This is a genomic window from Guptibacillus hwajinpoensis (assembly GCF_001039475.1).
Lineage (GTDB): Bacteria > Bacillota > Bacilli > Bacillales > Guptibacillaceae > Guptibacillus > Guptibacillus hwajinpoensis.
Genome location: NZ_LELK01000001.1, coordinates 451,835 through 467,145, shown reverse-complemented (window position 1 = coordinate 467,145; position 15,311 = coordinate 451,835). Strand labels below are relative to the sequence as shown.

At 40.2% G+C, this 15,311-nt stretch carries 14 protein-coding genes, 7 tRNA genes and 1 riboswitch; of the genes, 8 read left to right on the top strand and 13 right to left on the bottom strand.

The genetic code is table 11. The features are described 5' to 3' along the window. Positions 1-56 precede the first annotated feature (56 nt). Positions 57-818 (top strand): sporulation protein, encoded by a 762-nt coding sequence (locus AB986_RS02535; RefSeq protein ID WP_048309297.1) that lies wholly within the window; start codon positions 57-59, stop codon positions 816-818. Positions 819-1,058: 240 nt separating this feature from the next. On the opposite strand, the gene AB986_RS02530 is transcribed toward AB986_RS02535, so the two are convergent. Then, on the bottom strand, positions 1,059-2,177 hold the full coding sequence (locus AB986_RS02530; protein ID WP_048309296.1) for an NAD(P)/FAD-dependent oxidoreductase: 1,119 nt from the start codon (positions 2,175-2,177) through the stop codon (positions 1,059-1,061). Positions 2,178-2,325: 148 nt separating this feature from the next. Between AB986_RS02530 and AB986_RS02525 the strand changes: the two genes are divergently transcribed. Beyond that, on the top strand, positions 2,326-2,745 hold the full coding sequence (locus tag AB986_RS02525) for a VOC family protein (protein WP_048309295.1): 420 nt from the start codon (positions 2,326-2,328) through the stop codon (positions 2,743-2,745). A 394-nt stretch (positions 2,746-3,139) separates the two neighbouring features. On the opposite strand, the gene AB986_RS02520 is transcribed toward AB986_RS02525, so the two are convergent. The 3 genes from AB986_RS02520 to AB986_RS02510 all read right to left on the bottom strand — a co-directional run bounded on the left by AB986_RS02520 (position 3,140) and on the right by AB986_RS02510 (position 6,956). Next, positions 3,140-3,742, bottom strand: a complete 603-nt coding sequence (locus tag AB986_RS02520; protein WP_048309294.1) for a trimeric intracellular cation channel family protein — start codon at positions 3,740-3,742, stop codon at positions 3,140-3,142. A gap of 104 nt (positions 3,743-3,846) precedes the next feature. Continuing rightward, positions 3,847-5,334, bottom strand: coding sequence for a UDP-N-acetylmuramoyl-L-alanyl-D-glutamate--2,6-diaminopimelate ligase (locus AB986_RS02515; RefSeq protein ID WP_048309293.1), 1,488 nt, complete (start codon positions 5,332-5,334; stop codon positions 3,847-3,849). Positions 5,335-5,651: 317 nt separating this feature from the next. Continuing rightward, entirely contained in the window at positions 5,652-6,956 is a 1,305-nt protein-coding gene (locus AB986_RS02510) for an acetamidase/formamidase family protein (RefSeq protein WP_048309292.1), read from the bottom strand. A 233-nt stretch (positions 6,957-7,189) separates the two neighbouring features. Between AB986_RS02510 and AB986_RS02505 the strand changes: the two genes are divergently transcribed. Beyond that, positions 7,190-8,260 carry a DUF3900 domain-containing protein gene (locus tag AB986_RS02505; protein WP_048309291.1) on the top strand — a complete coding sequence of 357 codons (1,071 nt, stop codon included), beginning with the start codon at positions 7,190-7,192 and terminating at the stop codon, positions 8,258-8,260. A 52-nt stretch (positions 8,261-8,312) separates the two neighbouring features. Here AB986_RS02505 and AB986_RS02500 read toward each other — a convergent pair whose 3' ends face one another. From AB986_RS02500 to AB986_RS02460, 9 genes are all read right to left on the bottom strand, one after another. Next, entirely contained in the window at positions 8,313-9,266 is a 954-nt protein-coding gene (locus tag AB986_RS02500) for an HNH endonuclease (protein WP_048309290.1), read from the bottom strand. A 138-nt stretch (positions 9,267-9,404) separates the two neighbouring features. Next, positions 9,405-10,250, bottom strand: a complete 846-nt coding sequence (locus AB986_RS02495) for a bifunctional 5,10-methylenetetrahydrofolate dehydrogenase/5,10-methenyltetrahydrofolate cyclohydrolase (protein WP_048309289.1) — start codon at positions 10,248-10,250, stop codon at positions 9,405-9,407. A gap of 41 nt (positions 10,251-10,291) precedes the next feature. Continuing rightward, a riboswitch (ZMP/ZTP riboswitch) is annotated at positions 10,292-10,375 on the bottom strand. Positions 10,376-10,809: 434 nt separating this feature from the next. Further along, positions 10,810-10,883: transfer RNA gene (locus AB986_RS02490), tRNA-Arg, on the bottom strand. Positions 10,884-10,963: 80 nt separating this feature from the next. After that, positions 10,964-11,037 (bottom strand) — tRNA-Gly (locus AB986_RS02485). 4 nt (positions 11,038-11,041) lie between these two features. Next, positions 11,042-11,116: transfer RNA gene (locus AB986_RS02480), tRNA-Gln, on the bottom strand. Positions 11,117-11,120: 4 nt separating this feature from the next. Then, positions 11,121-11,205: transfer RNA gene (locus tag AB986_RS02475), tRNA-Tyr, on the bottom strand. A 17-nt stretch (positions 11,206-11,222) separates the two neighbouring features. After that, a tRNA-Met gene (locus AB986_RS02470) sits at positions 11,223-11,299 on the bottom strand. 14 nt (positions 11,300-11,313) lie between these two features. Beyond that, positions 11,314-11,390 (bottom strand) — tRNA-Arg (locus AB986_RS02465). Positions 11,391-11,398: 8 nt separating this feature from the next. Beyond that, positions 11,399-11,483, bottom strand: a tRNA-Leu gene (locus AB986_RS02460). Positions 11,484-11,667: 184 nt separating this feature from the next. Here AB986_RS02460 and kynU point away from each other — a divergent pair. The 5 genes from kynU to AB986_RS22895 all read left to right on the top strand — a co-directional run bounded on the left by kynU (position 11,668) and on the right by AB986_RS22895 (position 15,298). Further along, on the top strand, positions 11,668-12,945 hold the full coding sequence (kynU, locus tag AB986_RS02455) for a kynureninase (RefSeq protein ID WP_048309288.1): 1,278 nt from the start codon (positions 11,668-11,670) through the stop codon (positions 12,943-12,945). Positions 12,946-13,008: 63 nt separating this feature from the next. Beyond that, on the top strand, positions 13,009-13,194 hold the full coding sequence (locus AB986_RS02450; protein ID WP_048309287.1) for a hypothetical protein: 186 nt from the start codon (positions 13,009-13,011) through the stop codon (positions 13,192-13,194). 11 nt (positions 13,195-13,205) lie between these two features. After that, positions 13,206-13,487, top strand: a complete 282-nt coding sequence (locus AB986_RS02445; protein ID WP_048309286.1) for a spore coat protein — start codon at positions 13,206-13,208, stop codon at positions 13,485-13,487. Positions 13,488-13,640: 153 nt separating this feature from the next. Beyond that, positions 13,641-15,020, top strand: coding sequence for an alanine/glycine:cation symporter family protein (locus AB986_RS02440; RefSeq protein ID WP_048309285.1), 1,380 nt, complete (start codon positions 13,641-13,643; stop codon positions 15,018-15,020). Positions 15,021-15,136: 116 nt separating this feature from the next. After that, entirely contained in the window at positions 15,137-15,298 is a 162-nt protein-coding gene (locus tag AB986_RS22895; RefSeq protein ID WP_084006374.1) for a YjcZ family sporulation protein, read from the top strand. Positions 15,299-15,311 lie beyond the last annotated feature (13 nt).

Below are 15,311 nucleotides of genomic sequence, written 5' to 3'. Positions count from 1 at the left end.
TTGTTTCTCTCTTTTCGTATACTCAAGGGAGAGGTCATGAAGAAGGGATGGAAAATATGTTAAAAAAACTTCTAGCGAGTGTTGGCGTTGGAGCTGCAAAGGTAGATACCCAGTTAGAGAAAGATCGATTTGTTCCAGGTGAAGACGTTCATGGAAAAGTAGTTATTAAGGGTGGAGACGTCGAACAATCAATCGATTCTATTCATATATTCCTTATGACAGAAGCTATTCGTGAAGTTGATGACCGGAAAGTGAAAGAGAAAGTCTGCTTGCATAAGTATCCAATTGCGCATCAAGAAACGATTAAAGAAGGTGAAACAAAAGAAATCCCCTTCTCTATTCAACTTCCATATCATACACCTGCATCCCTTGGAAGAGTGCCAGTTTGGTTTGAGACCGGCTTAGACATCCCAATGGCTCTCGATCCGACAGATCGAGACCTGATCCAAGTTTCACCACATCCTCACGCTAAAAAAGTACTCGAAGCATTAGAAAGCTACCTTGGCTTTCATGTTAAGAAAGTTGAGATGGAGCTTTCAAAGCGTTACGGTTATGTTCAAGAATTTGAATTGACGCCTAGTGGAGAATATCGCGCATACTTAGACGAACTTGAAGTAGTTTTCGTATTACATGATAACGATGTTGATGTTATGCTTGAAGTCGATCGACGTGCACGTGGTATCGGAGGATTATTCGCGGAAGCGTTAGAAATGGATGAAAGCCATGCGAAAGTTACTCTGTCAAATGAGGAGCTAAATGGTCCATTAGATGTTGTAGCGCGTAAGCTACAGCAAAAGATTGATCAATATAAAAAATAAAATTTAATTTAAAGTAAAGGCTATGTTAGTTCATATTGTTGATTTCTCGATTTTTGGCTCATTCGAATGAGCAAATGAATTTGCTCGAAGCAATTGGTCACCATAGGGCGTAACTGAGCCAAAAATCAACACTGTTCATTAACATAGCCAAAGTAAAAAAGAGCAACGAATAGATTTACATTTCGTTGCTCTTTTAGTTTGCGTTCTGTTTGCGCACACTGTTATCAAACTGTCCGCTCTTTAATTTATGTTGAGTGCAGCACTTATATCATAATCAGCAGGATCTAAATCAGTTTCTTTTCCAAGGGCAAGTCTTGCCATCTCAAGTCCAAGATAAGGACCAACGGTAAGACCAGATGCTCCAAGACCGTTGGCAGCTAGTAGTCCCTCGACTTCTGGCACATGCCCAAACACGGGAAGAAATCCTGGTGTAAATGGTCGGAAGCCAACTTTTGTATCAAGTACCGTAGAATTAGCAAGACCTGGCGCAACAGCAAGTGCTTTTGAGAAAATTTCAGCAAGCCCACCAGCTGTCACTCGATAATCAAATCCGACAGCATTTTCATGAGTTGCGCCAACAACTACTCGTCCATTATCAAAGCTTAGCAAATACTGATCATTTGGTGGCATCACAACGGGCCACTCATCCGTTACTTGATTAGCTATTTCGAGATGAACGATTTGTGCCTTTTGTGATGTGACATTGAAATGCATACCTAGCGGTGCTACTAATTCTTGCGCCCATACTCCAGCTGTCATGATAACTTGATCCGCTTCAATTCGATCGTTACCAATTGTTACTCCTGTTACTCTTTTTCCTGAATGGATAAGCTTTGCGTCTCCTATTCGTATTTTTGCCCCATACTTTTCCGCTGCCTGGAGCAACGATTTACGAAGTGCTGAACCATTTACTCTCGCTGCACCACTTACAAAAACAGATTGATAATCAGGATCAATAGGCGGGAAAAGTTTTTTCGTCTCTTCAGCTGACAATTTTTTAATTTCTCCTATTTCTGGAGCGTCTTCTCTGCGCTTTATTGCTCGCTCTATCATTTTATCAAGCTTTGCTTCGTCAGTGTGTAGACTAATTGCACCAACCTGTTTATATCCTGTTTCCGTTTCGCCATCTTTCATTAATTGATGGATTAACTCAGGATAATATTTCGCTCCACCTTTCGCGAGTCTATACCAAACTTTGTTTCTACGCTGTGAAAGCCATGGACAAACAATCCCCGCAGCTGCATCTGTTGCTTGACCAGGTTCTTGTCGATCGATAATGGTGACATCTGCACCTTCTTTCGCAAGGTGATAGGCGGTTGACGCCCCCAGTATACCTGACCCAATAATAATTGATTTCATTTCCAACACCTATTTCATTGAATTCGTTTCTTTCACTATTCTACAGAAGTTCATTGCAACGCTCAAATTGTATTAGTACCGTTTCCTATTTATGAAAACAAAATCTATGCTAAAATGGTGCCATTACATACAAAAGGAGCACAGCATCATGAATAAAACATTAGATCATATCGGAATTGCTGTCAGACACCTGGATGAGAGTATTCAATTCTACACTGAAGTATTAGGTGGTAAACTATTCGACCGCTATCGAAGTGAAGCAAAAGGTGTAGAAAGTGAAATCGCTGTAATAGATCTTAATAACAGCCGTATTGAATTATTAATGCCGACAAATAATTCAACGTCCCCCATTGCACGATTTATGAAGCAAAAAGGAAAAGGCGTCCATCATATTGCCTATGTAGTTGACAACCTGGATGAAGCATTAGAAGAGTTACAAACACAAAATATTAGAGTTATGGAAGAAACACGTCGTGTTAACAAACATGGTAGACGTCTTATTTACCTTAATCCGGCTGATACAGAAGGTACTATTATTGAATATTGTGATTACCCAGACTTGGTTTAACAGTTGCTATAACTGTATAAACGCAAGACGGATGATTAGAATCATGAACAGCAAAAAGGTGAGTACAAGTAAAACATTTAATCTGCTTGGTAAATCTCGATCCCGTTTGTTTTTTTCACTCATTGTAGTATCTCCTCTCGGGTTAAATGGTCAAATACTTACCTTAGATTTTCTACAAAGCTGTTGTCTAAGAAGCATATCAAAAGATTATGCCAATTTGGATACTTACAAGCCATTTCATGTTTGGTTCCAAACATGATTTTCATAACATTAGCATTTAGTGAATGGTTAATATTGTTAGCTTTATCCTCGTTGCCAATTAAAACACAAATAACATTCCCGAACGAAACAGCAGCTTACAATGTAAGCTGCTGTTTCGTTCAATTCCATTGATCTAATGTATCTTCCTATATGAGAGTTTCCATCCGTAGCGAAGCGATAGCATTCGAAGGAAAACGATTGTCACAAATAATAACATTAATGCAGGTAGTTTCTGTGGATAACCAAGTCCTATCAATAGGCCTGCCATCATTGCCCATACGGCATACACTTCTTTTTGAAGGACGGTTGGCTTTCGTCTAGCCAACATATCACGTATAATTCCGCCTCCCGTACCAGTCATGGCAGCAGCAACCATGGCTGCAATAAATGGATGCCCCATTTGCTCAGCAAACAATGCCCCCTGTATCGCAAAAGCTGACAAACCAATGGCATCAAAAAAGCTACCCCATTTCTCCCAATAATAATTAATCCAGCTTGCAGGAAACAGGAAAATAAGTAGAATTGTACCTATTGCAATCATAATAAGAACATCCTGTTCCCAAATCGAATCAACGGGTACACCAATTAATAAATTACGTATAATTCCCCCACCAAAAGCGGTTGCAAGCCCAAGCACAATTACACCGAGGAAATCGAATTCCTCTTCTAATGCAACTAGTGCTCCACTGGCTGCAAATGCTATGGTACCGATGATATTAAGAATTTCCCAGGTCACGATCCTCGCCCTTTCTATTGCACTTGAAAGTTAAAGTTTACGTGAGGCATTTACTCTAATCAAGCCTTTTTTGAAAGAATAACAAAAAGCCTCTAAAGAGAGGCTCATGATGAGAGATGGTAATACATTTGAATGATGTCCTCATCCGAATGTGGAATCTCAGTACCCTTTACAATTTGTGCACCGTTAATGCACCCACTCGTTAGTAGAATAATATCATGCTCACCACCAAGATGAAGTGATTTCAACACTCCTTCTCTTCTTGTATTGGTTCGATGAATATGAGGTGCATCAGGGTTCGCAAAGCCTGACATAACCTTATCGACAATTATTGAAGGTTCATGAAAACCAGGATGATCTACCGTAACGATAATTTCATCTGCTCTACCTTCAATTGCTTTTGCCATCTTAGGCATTTTCTCAAAATCACGAATGCCAATGCCTGCTACCATCACAATAAGACGATTGTGTTCCATCTTTTTTACTTCATCAACTAGCCGAGTTAACGCAACAGGTGTATGAGCATAATCAAGAATAATCGTTTCACGTGATGGGCCATCAATGACCTGAAAGCGGCCCTCTGGACTCTCTAGTTTCGTTAATGATTTTATAATGAAAGGCATGGTATATCCAAGTAAAAGGGATGTCCCAATAGCTGAAAGAACATTAGCCACGTTATAATCACCGAATACTGGAACAAATACATCGTGTATTTCACCATGCGAATGTAATTTAAATGATGTTCCGTTTCCTGCATATTGCAAATTAGTTGCAATTAAATCCGCCTCAGCATTAGCATCCAAACTATATGTTACTTTTCGATGTTTGTATGTGTTGACGAGTTTACGTCCCATCTCATCATCTACATTAATTACAGCGTTCTTTGCTTGTTGAAAGAGCTTCTCTTTACACATTCTATAATTCTCAAATGTATGATGATACTCAAGATGTTCAGGAGATATATTCGTATGTATCGCAACATCAAACTCGATTCCTTCTACACGTTTTTGATCAAGTGCAATCGACGAAACTTCCATTGCAACTGCTTGATCACCTAAGTCATATAAATCCTTAAAAATACGATGAAGATCAAGAGCTTCCGGAGTAGTAGGTGTGCTTTTTTTATAAGGAATTCTTTTAGTAGAAGACCAAATGCCCGTTGTTCCAATTGAACCTGACGACATTCCAAGTAACGAGAGTAAAGAACGAACATACGCAGCTACGGTTGTCTTCCCATTTGTTCCAGTTACACCAACAGTTTTGATTTTTTCGTCAGGTGAGTCATAATATTGTTTCGAGAAATAAGCCATTGACTTTCGTACATCATCGACTAGAAGAAAAGTACAAAAAGGATACGCATGTGCAAGAGTTTGAACAACGTCTTCATTCTCTGCAAAAATTGCGATTGCACCTTTTTGAATTGCATCTTCTATATACATATGGCCATCATGGTTCTCCCCTTTAATTGCAAAGAAAACAGAGTCAGGCCCAGCTAGATTTGAATTGAAGGTTAATTGGTTTACTGTTTGTGTCGCTGGACCCTTTAAAGAACGCACGTTGTTGTATTGAATTTGATTAAAATTGATGATCATGATGATATCCTCACTTTATTCGTATTGTTTACTTTTATTGGGAAATTTTTAAAACGAAAGTAAACAATTTTTCATTACTACCATTCGTCTTATCTATCACTTTACTTAAAACATCTATTTATAGAGTGTGCAATTTGTATAAGGATTATTTGAAAAGTCTCTTCCTTAGAAAAGGTTGCTATAGCAGGTTAATTCCCGCTCCAGGATGCTTAGTGTGGTTTTTATTCAATAATTGTTTCAAAAGCAAGAACCTTTTAGAAAAGAGCCTTTGAAAAAGATCAACAGACAGCAAAGAATGCTAGCTGTCTGTTGAATCATTACTCGCCACTCGCTTCATAATGATTAGTAATTAAATCAGTTAAATTTAATTCATCTAGAAGATGTGTTGGAACAAGAAATGTCACAGTTATTACACCTGGGTTTCGACCGATCTCAATTGAGCCAGTTATAGTTGCCCGGTTCTTCACTTCTGGAACGGTTAGTCCTAGTGTATCTGCTGCTCTCTCTAAACCATTATCTGTCGCTTCATTAAGATCAGCACCTGTTCCAATAAAAGATACAGGAAGAGACTGTTCAAGTTTCGCGACACCATAAAGACCAGCTAAGCGCTCAGCTGCCTGCTTTTCTTTCGCAGTAAAAGGCTTTGCAAGATACGGAAGATCATCTGCTACAGGAAGAAGCATTGGACCATCTATCGTAAGTCCCTTAATAATTTTCGCTTGAAGATTTACTATACCAGATACATCAGCAGTATGCCCGGCAATTTCCCCATCTCCTTGCATCGCATGCATATCTCCAATATAGATTCCTCCACCCGGAACTTTAACTGGACAAATTAATACAGCACCTTCTCGAACACGATTAATATCCATATGACCATCTGTCCGTTCTTCTAATTGATCCTTTGTCATCCCATAATCATGTGCCGCATCGATAAGAAATTGTCCAAAATCACCTGCATTATGCGAATCAGGGAATGGTCGTGACGGCGTTGTACCAAGTTGTCCAAGAAATGGTCGAACCCTTGCCATTGTTCCAACAAGATCACTTGGCGCAAACGTAACTATTGGATTTTGTACCGAGTTCTCCGGCGTAGCCATAAATTCTCTACCTTCACCTGCGATATATTTAGCAGCAGCCTCATCAACTGTTACCCCAATTGTTCGATTAGAATCAAAGGCCATTGTATAACCATTTGTAAACTCAAATGGCGTTACATCCTCTCCGCAACTTGCACAGCGAATAGCTTCAGACCCCGTGCCTTCGATCTTTGTTTCTGGATATAACTCCCCGCACCCTGGACACTTAACAGCGATATAAGGATCGCCAACAAACCTTCCATCTAAAGAACGATCATTACCAGAGGAAGTTGCCATCGATGTGACTTGAATAGACTTAATGCGAATGGCGATTGCATCCCCCACTTCAGCACCTTCCACAAATACTGGCTTTGTTACTTCATGTCCGCCTCGCAAAGATGGTGTAATCATTGGACCCCAGCAGCCAGGAGACGTATTTGCAACAATATGCCCACCATCTTTTAGTGGCCCAACCATTTCTTCAGAAGGATCTAAAACACCGTTAGTGAACTCGTTCACATAAACTGTTTGCTTCGCTTCCATTACCTCTCCCCTTTTCACAATTTTTCCTTCTTTCATTATAAGAGTTATGTCGAACGATGTAAAAAATAAAGCGGTTTTATTTATTGGCGAAGTTTAGCTCATTCGAGTGAAACATCACCACTGTTCATTAAAATAGTCAATTCATAAAAACGACTTCAATTCATTTTTGTGTTTGACGAATGAATCAGCCTTGCCTATACTAAATGAACGCAAACATAAAGACAGGTGATGAAATGGAATTCAAAATGCAATACCTCTCCTTTTATTTAATCCAAGTAGAAGGTAGCGGCGAGAGTGAGGAAACACGGTACAAACATTATCAAACCCTTGATGAGAACAGTTATGAAGATAGTTCACTGAAAACGTTCCTAAACGGGGAACTAACCAAAATCATGAAACGAAAAGTCGATCGTCATGCTAAATCAGATGGCGCTCCTACCAAAATCGGTCGATTCGTTGTTGAACCAGGTCACGAGTTAACATCTAATCCAAATTACAATCTATTTGATCGAACTCGCTATGCAGAATCAGCCGACGATTTTGAAGCATCTGCTGACCAAATTGTACAAATGTATCTTGACACAAGCGCAATCCGAGGCGGAGTCCTCATTGTGGCTGCAGCCAAATTAACCAAACTGTTTGATGATCCATTTCTATTTATAATGAAATGTGATTTCGAACAAAAAGTAGCAACAATTACCGATGAAGAAACGTTAATTCAGAATGTAGAAATGGCGATTACAACAAAAAGCATGAAATCCGTCCAATACCCTTACATGCCAGAAGAAGGCATGATCGACAGTGCTGAGGTGAAAGTTCACCAATCCTCTCACGCTCGCTACTTCGAAGACTTCTTAAAATGGGTCGAATATGAAAAGTCGATACCTGAAATTGTGAAGACGCAAACGATGGGCATGGTCCAGGAGCATATTCAGGAAACGTACCAGGAAGAAAGTGAAGAAAAAGAAGAGTTCGAACAGGCGATAGAAGAATGGTCTCAGAGCCCTAAGCGTGAGCTACAGGAGCGGTTTACGACGGAACAAGTCGTCGAAGCTACTTCGCAAATTGTCGAGCACTCCCCTGACGTTGAGTGGAAGCTGAAGCTTGACCATGTGTCCGTGAAAGCGATGCTGTCTGACTTCGGCGAATCGATTCATCTTGCGAAGGTGAATGGAAAGTACGTGCTTGCGATCGAAGCCGATTCCATTACATTTGAAAAAGGCTTTTCTCCTGTCGAGTTTCATAAGCCTGATACGCTTCAGGAAGTCGTTGAGCGGATTTATAAGAAGAATGAGAATGAGTAAAGGGCAAAACGATACCTATTCCAATAGAAAAAGCACCCAATGGGTGCTTTTTCTATTCGGAATCATATGAGTGTAACTCATTTACTATATCGCTAGCAAAAACATTCCGTTTATGCCACTTGAAATACACTTTATTTTCTGGATGAATTCTTATTTTTGCACGAGGCATTAATCTATACATTTCATGATCCTCTTCAGAGATGACTGAAGAAATATGCAAACGTCCTTGTCCATCAAATGCTATTAATCCTTCATTGTAAAGCGCATCATGATTACTACAAAGAAGCAATCCGTTATATGGATCCAATCGTTCTTGGTTTGTACTATCTTTCCAAGGCTTTGATCGACTTGCTTTTAATAATACAGGTAAATTAATTGCACATATCGCACACTTGTCTTCCCAAAGTGGCATTAGATCTTTCCTGAATTTTTGCTCGCCCCACCGAATTTTCGTTTTCGCTTCAGATTCTATTTCGGTAATGAAAGGTACTAATGTGTTCCGTTCAATTTTTCTGACTTCATCTATGGTTAATTCCAACTGTTCTTCATCTACTCGGTAAAAATTCGATTCACTAATGAGCTCAAGTAATTTAATAGCTAATTCCTCATTACAAGGATACAAATAGCCTGGATTCCCATTGGCATCATTTTGAAACGGTGCATACTTTAGAGGTAATAAAGGATAAATTTCTTGGAATTGCTCTTTCACATTAACCGGTATGTCCAATTCATAGTACTCTAACTGCACTAGATACCCGTTAGTAGTTTTGTGATGATTTAGTAGTGTAGAAGGCTTATGCGCCTCTTTGCAGTCTTTCTTTGCAATACTAACGGCAACTATATTTCCTCTAACATAATGAAATAATTGATCACCCGCATGTACTTCTTTTAATCGTTTCCACGAGTGAGGTTCATTACCACTTTTATCTTCTTTTGGCGACCAAATAACACATGCATCTTTTTCTTCTTGATATGTATCACCTTGCATAACAATAAAACAATTCATTTCTGTTCCCCCAACATTACGTGCTGATCTCTATTGTACGTGAAATATGCGTATTTTACTCTCTTTACACTTTGAATCATTTCATAATAAAAAGCCAGCTTTAGCTGGCTTTTTACTCGTTTTCTAACTATATTTTATTTAGTTAAGAGTTTTCTCTGCTGCATCCACTGTATGATTTAGTAGCATAGCTATCGTTACAGGACCTACGCCACCAGGAACAGGAGTAATGTAAGAAGCTCTTTCGGCTGCCTGTTCATATTCAACATCACCGACATTGCCTTTGTTGTATCCTGCATCAAGAACTACAGCACCTTCCTTGATCCATTCCCCTTTAATAAACTCCGGTCTCCCAACAGCAGCAACCACAATATCCGCCTGACGAACGTGTGATGCAAGATTTCTTGTTCTAGAATGACAAGTTGTCACAGTCGCATTCTGATTTAAAAGTAAAGCCGATACTGGTTTACCAAGAATAGGACTTCGGCCGATCACCACCGCATGCTTCCCTTCAGCTTGAATATCATAATCTTCCATGATTCTCATAATCGCTGCAGGTGTACATGAAGGGTACGTTCCAAATCCAAGTGCTGTTTGACCGTACCCTGCACTGGTAACTCCGTCAACGTCCTTTTCAATGGAGATCGTTTCAAAAGCTAATCGTTCATCAATTTGAGAAGGAACAGGATGCTGAAGTAAAATACCATGAACAGAGTCATCTTCATTCAAATTCGTTATCGTTTTTACCAATTCTTCTGTTGTCGTATCTTCAGCAAGATGAATTTTCTTTGATGAAATACCAACTCGTTCGCAGGCATTTCCTTTCATTCTAACGTAAGTTTCTGATGAAGGATCATTTCCTACAAGGATAGTGACTAAACTTGGCGTAATGCCACGCTCTTTTAGCACGCTAACTCTTGATTTTAATTTTTCCTTTATGCCATTCGCTACCGCTCTACCGTCTAACAATTTTTCATCATTAATCATATTAATTCCTCCTGAACATTGGTAAAGAATGAGAGCACTCTATTCTTCGCCCAGACGACCGGCTATGTACAAAGCAGCTCCCCTGTGGTTAGTTCCACAATTTGTCGTCAGTTACTGCAATGTATGGTTTCTACGGATATAGTAGCACAAATCAACTAATAATCAAATATTTTCAATCAAAACACTACCAGAAGTTAATGAATTTATATTAACGCCCTTTTATTGTTCGTCTTTTTGCAAACCTCTTTTCGTAGACATTGTTGCTTTTAGATAAGTGGTGAATTTCCGCTCCAGGATGCTCGCTTTCCGCGTGGCGGGCGATGAGCCTCCTCGTCGCTAACGCTCCTGTGGGGTCTCACCTGTCCCGCTAGTCCCGCAGGAGTCGAGCATCCTTCCGCTCCAATCACTGAGTGTGGTTCTTCAATATTTGTTTCAAAAGCAACAATCTTTTAGAAAAGAGCCTTTTAAAAAGAGCTTTTCATAATAACGTATGCAAGTATGAATTCTCGTAAATCAAAATCCCCCTGAGTATTGTTTACTCAGGGGGAACTAATTAGTATGCGCCTTAGAGGATTCGAACCTCTGACCCACAGCTTAGAAGGCTGTTGCTCTATCCTGCTGAGCTAAAGGCGCATGATATGATTGGCAACTAATTGCTAGTATACCACGTATTGTTTTCTACAGGAAGTCACTTTTGAAATCCGTAAAAAATATGGAGCGGGTGATGGGGATCGAACCCACGACATCAGCTTGGAAGGCTGAGGTTTTACCACTAAACTACACCCGCAAAATGGCTGGGCTAGCTGGATTCGAACCGGCGCATGACGGAATCAAAATCCGTTGCCTTACCGCTTGGCTATAGCCCAATAATGGTGGAGGGGGACGGATTCGAACCGCCGAACCCTGAGGGAGCGGATTTACAGTCCGCCGCGTTTAGCCACTTCGCTACCCCTCCATGATATAATTGTAAATTGGTAGCGGCGGAGGGGATCGAACCCCCGACCTCACGGGTATGAACCGTACGCTCTAGCCAGCTGAGCTACACCGCCACTTACATTATGTATGGTGCGCCCGAGAGAAGTCGAATCCCTAACCTTCTGATCCGTAGTCAGACGCTCTATCCAATTGAGCTACGGGCGCAAATTATTTGGTGCGGGTGAAGGGACTTGAACCCCCACGTCGTAAGACACTAGATCCTAAGTCTAGCGCGTCTGCCAATTCCGCCACACCCGCATGTGCTTTGTTGTGTATCAGCGACGTTTTATATAATATCATTGAACGTCCGATAAAGTCAATCGTTATTCTAAAAAAACTTATTGATTTTATTTTTCACTTCCACAAAATGCGTGAAGCACGGGTTGAAAGCGTTGACAGCAGCACAACCCTTGCATACGATTAGTGAAAGGAGCTGAGTACTATGAGTTTATCACAAAGCATTCAATATGCGAAAGAATTAGATGATCAAGACCCTCTTTCACATTTCAGAGAAGAATTCTACTTACAACCAAACAACATTTATATGGACGGTAATTCCTTAGGCTTACTTTCTAAAAAAGCAGAATCGTCTCTCCTTCAATCCTTAAACGATTGGAAAGTAAATGGTATAGACGGTTGGACAAAAGGTAATGAACCATGGTTCTATATGGCAGAAAAAATCGGAAGCATGACTTCCTCACTAATTGGGGCACGATCTGAAGAAACCATCACAACGGGATCCATCACAACGAATCTACATCAAATGTTGTCCACTTTCTACAAACCTGAAGGAAGAAAAACAAAAATTCTTGCTGATTCTCTTACATTCCCATCGGATGTTTATGCTATTAAAAGTCAGCTTTCTCTTCATGGCTTATCACCAGAGCTCCATTTGATACAAGTTAAGAGCGATGATGGGAGAACAATCAAGGAAGCAGATATCATTGCTGCGATGGATGATGAAGTTGCTCTTATCCTACTCCCTTCTGTTCTTTATCGTAGTGGACAGCTTTTGGATATGAAAGCATTAACGAAAGCTGCACACGACAAAAACATTATCATTGGGTTTGATCTTGCTCATTCAATAGGTGTAGTCCCGCATGAATTACACGATTGGGGAATTGATTTTGCCGTTTGGTGTACATACAAGTATTTAAATAGCGGCCCTGGTGGTGTTGGTGGACTTTTTGTCCATGACAAGCATCTTGGAAAGCGACCTGGTCTTGCTGGTTGGTTTAGTTCAAAAAAAGAGGTGCAGTTTGATATGAGTCATGACCTGGATCACGCGACATCCGCTAGTGCTTATCAAATCGGTACACCTCATATCTTTAGTATGGCGCCATTGATTGGATCATTAGAGCTCTTTCAACAAGCAGGAATTGATGCTATCCGTCGCAAGTCGTTATCTCTCACTCGATACCTTATGGATCTAACAAAAGAGACGTTACAACCTTTCGGGTTCTCGATTGCAAATCCAACTAAGGATCCACAACGTGGTGGGCACATATGCCTTGAACACAGCGAAGCCGCTAGAATTTGTAAAGCATTAAAAGCAAATGGAGTTGTACCTGACTTTCGTTCTCCAAATGTTATTCGACTTGCTCCGATAGCACTATATTCTTCTTATGAAGATGTGTGGAACGTTATTCAAATCCTCCAGGATATCATGAGCAATCAAAAGTATAAAGACTATTCAAATGAGCGAAATGTAATTGCCTAATGGTGTATAGAATCCTCCCTTTTCTTCATAATAAAAATGATTGAATTTAAGGAGGGAAGCAATATGGCGCAATTAAACGAACTTGAACTTCAAAATCTTCGTCATATGATTGGTGGACACGATACGCTCGCCAACAAATTGGATTCTTACGCTCAATCCTGTACGTGTCCACAATTGAAGCAAATGCTACAAAATGACGCACAGGATGCACGAAATACGAAACAACAATTAATGGGCTTTTTAAGTTAAGGAGGGGTCTTATGAATGAGAAAGATATGGTTAATGACTATCTATCCGTACTAAACAGTAGCTTAAGCAGCTATGGCAACGTCATTTCACAAGCTGATAATCAGCAACTTCGTCAAGCTTTGCAACAAATTCGAAACACAGATGAGCAAAGACAATACAATCTTTATCAATACGCGAAACAAAAAGGTTATTACCAACCCGCTGCTGCTGCCCAACCAAACGAAATTCAACAAGTTAGAAGCCAACTTAGTGCACCGCCACCTCAAGATAACCAACCTCCACAAGTTCACTAACACACAGCCGGATACTCCGGCTGTTTCTTTTTGTCCAAGTCCTAAATTAACCCTAAGTCTTTGTGCTCATATTTGTAGGATAATGGAAAAAACGTTTCGCGCTCCCTTATTGTGGATATTTACTATATAACCAAAAATAGGGAGAGATGTTGAATGGATAGTATTTTAAATGCTGTAACTGAATTTTCAGCTTTCATCTGGGGCTATCCTATGATGATATTACTACTGGGAGGTGGTTTGTTTTTAACGATTCGCCTAGGTTTTTTTCAGATCTTGTTCTTCCCACATGCACTAAAACATACCATCGGTAAAATATTTGAGAAGGAAAAAGGCGATGGAACGATCTCTCCATTTCAAGCTTTTGCTTCCGCTCTCGCATCTACTGCTGGTGCCACAAATATAGTCGGAGTACCCGTTGCGATTGCATTTGGTGGACCTGGCGCTATTTTCTGGATGTGGGTTGTTTCCATTATTGGTATGTCAACAAAATTCTCTGAAATCGTTCTTGGTATCAAATACAGAGAAGAAAAAAAGGATGGCGAATACGTCGGCGGACCAATGTACTACATAAAAAAAGGACTTGGATGGAAGTTTGCTTCATCACTTTTCGCATTTGGACTAATGATTGAAATTATTCCTGGTGTAATGGTGCAAACGAACTCCATTTCAACACTTACCGAAAGCTCATTTGGCCTTCCTACTTGGGTCACTGGAGCCATATTAATTGTCTTGATCTCCATCGTTGTATTCGGGGGAATTAAAAGGATTGGTGCGGTTGCAGAAAAGATTGTTCCTTTTATGGTTCTTACATATATCGCAGGGGCTATCGGTGTAATGGCAATTAATATTGATCAATTCCCAGAGGTAATGAAATTGATTTTCGTTCATGCATTTCAGCCTATTTCTGCAGCTGGTGGGTTTGCAGGTGCTGGATTTGCAGCCGCTGTACGTTGGGGACTAGCTAGAGGACTTTATTCAAATGAAGCCGGTATGGGTACAGCATCCATTGCTCACTCTGCCGCACATACACCACATCCGTGCAGGCAAGGATTATGGGGTATTTTCAGCGTTTTTATTGATACGATTGTGCTTTGTACAATCACAGCTTTCACTGTACTCCTGTCAGGAGCATGGAAGGATGTTAAACCAGCTAATGCAGCCGACATGGTGTCAGATGCTTTCTCAGGATTGATGGGACCAACGTGGGGACCTATTTTTGTTTCCTCTTTACTATTAATATTTGTTATTAGCACGATTGGCGTTCTTGTTTTTTACGGAGAGAAACAAGCTGAATATTTATTTGGGCTCCCTTTTTCAAGAGTAATGAGATTTGTTTATATCCTTTCTATTTTTGTAGGTGCAATCGGTGGCCTTCAATTTATTTGGGAGCTAGTCGATATTACTTTAGCATTGTTCGTAGTACCTAACGTAATCGCAATCTTGTTCTTGAGTAAGGAAGTGAAAGAACTGACAGATGACTATCGATTTAACTTCTTAAAACAACAAGTAAAAGACAAGGGAATCAGTTCTTAATAGGAGGTTTTTTCTAGTTTTTCACCTAATTTCTCTTTCGTCTCCGCTCTTGCCTATATCTTTTATAGACGAATACATACAGTGGTAAAGAAAGAGAAATTAAAGGGGGACCTTACATGCATCATGCAAACAATGCACCTTACGGAAATGAACCTTACCAGCCTGTAGCTGGAGCTGGGTATGGCATGCCATGCCGCCCTGCAGGAAATGGGTTTGCGCTCATTGTTGTTCTTTTTATCCTACTTATTATTGTAGGAACAGCATTCGTTAAATGCTAGTAACAGAAGCAAG

Bases quoted from the DNA above. Each gene is read 5' to 3' on its own strand.
- AB986_RS02535 (WP_048309297.1), top strand. From the start codon at position 57: ATGTTAAAAAAACTTCTAGCGAGTGTTGGCGTTGGAGCTGCAAAGGTA.
- AB986_RS02530 (WP_048309296.1), bottom strand. From the start codon at position 2,177: ATGAAATCAATTATTATTGGGTCAGGTATACTGGGGGCGTCAACCGCC.
- AB986_RS02525 (WP_048309295.1), top strand. From the start codon at position 2,326: ATGAATAAAACATTAGATCATATCGGAATTGCTGTCAGACACCTGGAT.
- AB986_RS02515 (WP_048309293.1), bottom strand. From the start codon at position 5,334: ATGATCATCAATTTTAATCAAATTCAATACAACAACGTGCGTTCTTTA.
- AB986_RS02510 (WP_048309292.1), bottom strand. From the start codon at position 6,956: ATGGAAGCGAAGCAAACAGTTTATGTGAACGAGTTCACTAACGGTGTT.
- AB986_RS02505 (WP_048309291.1), top strand. From the start codon at position 7,190: ATGGAATTCAAAATGCAATACCTCTCCTTTTATTTAATCCAAGTAGAA.
- AB986_RS02500 (WP_048309290.1), bottom strand. From the start codon at position 9,266: ATGAATTGTTTTATTGTTATGCAAGGTGATACATATCAAGAAGAAAAA.
- AB986_RS02495 (WP_048309289.1), bottom strand. From the start codon at position 10,250: ATGATTAATGATGAAAAATTGTTAGACGGTAGAGCGGTAGCGAATGGC.
- kynU (WP_048309288.1), top strand. From the start codon at position 11,668: ATGAGTTTATCACAAAGCATTCAATATGCGAAAGAATTAGATGATCAA.
- AB986_RS02450 (WP_048309287.1), top strand. From the start codon at position 13,009: ATGGCGCAATTAAACGAACTTGAACTTCAAAATCTTCGTCATATGATT.
- AB986_RS02445 (WP_048309286.1), top strand. From the start codon at position 13,206: ATGAATGAGAAAGATATGGTTAATGACTATCTATCCGTACTAAACAGT.
- AB986_RS02440 (WP_048309285.1), top strand. From the start codon at position 13,641: ATGGATAGTATTTTAAATGCTGTAACTGAATTTTCAGCTTTCATCTGG.
- AB986_RS22895 (WP_084006374.1), top strand. From the start codon at position 15,137: ATGCATCATGCAAACAATGCACCTTACGGAAATGAACCTTACCAGCCT.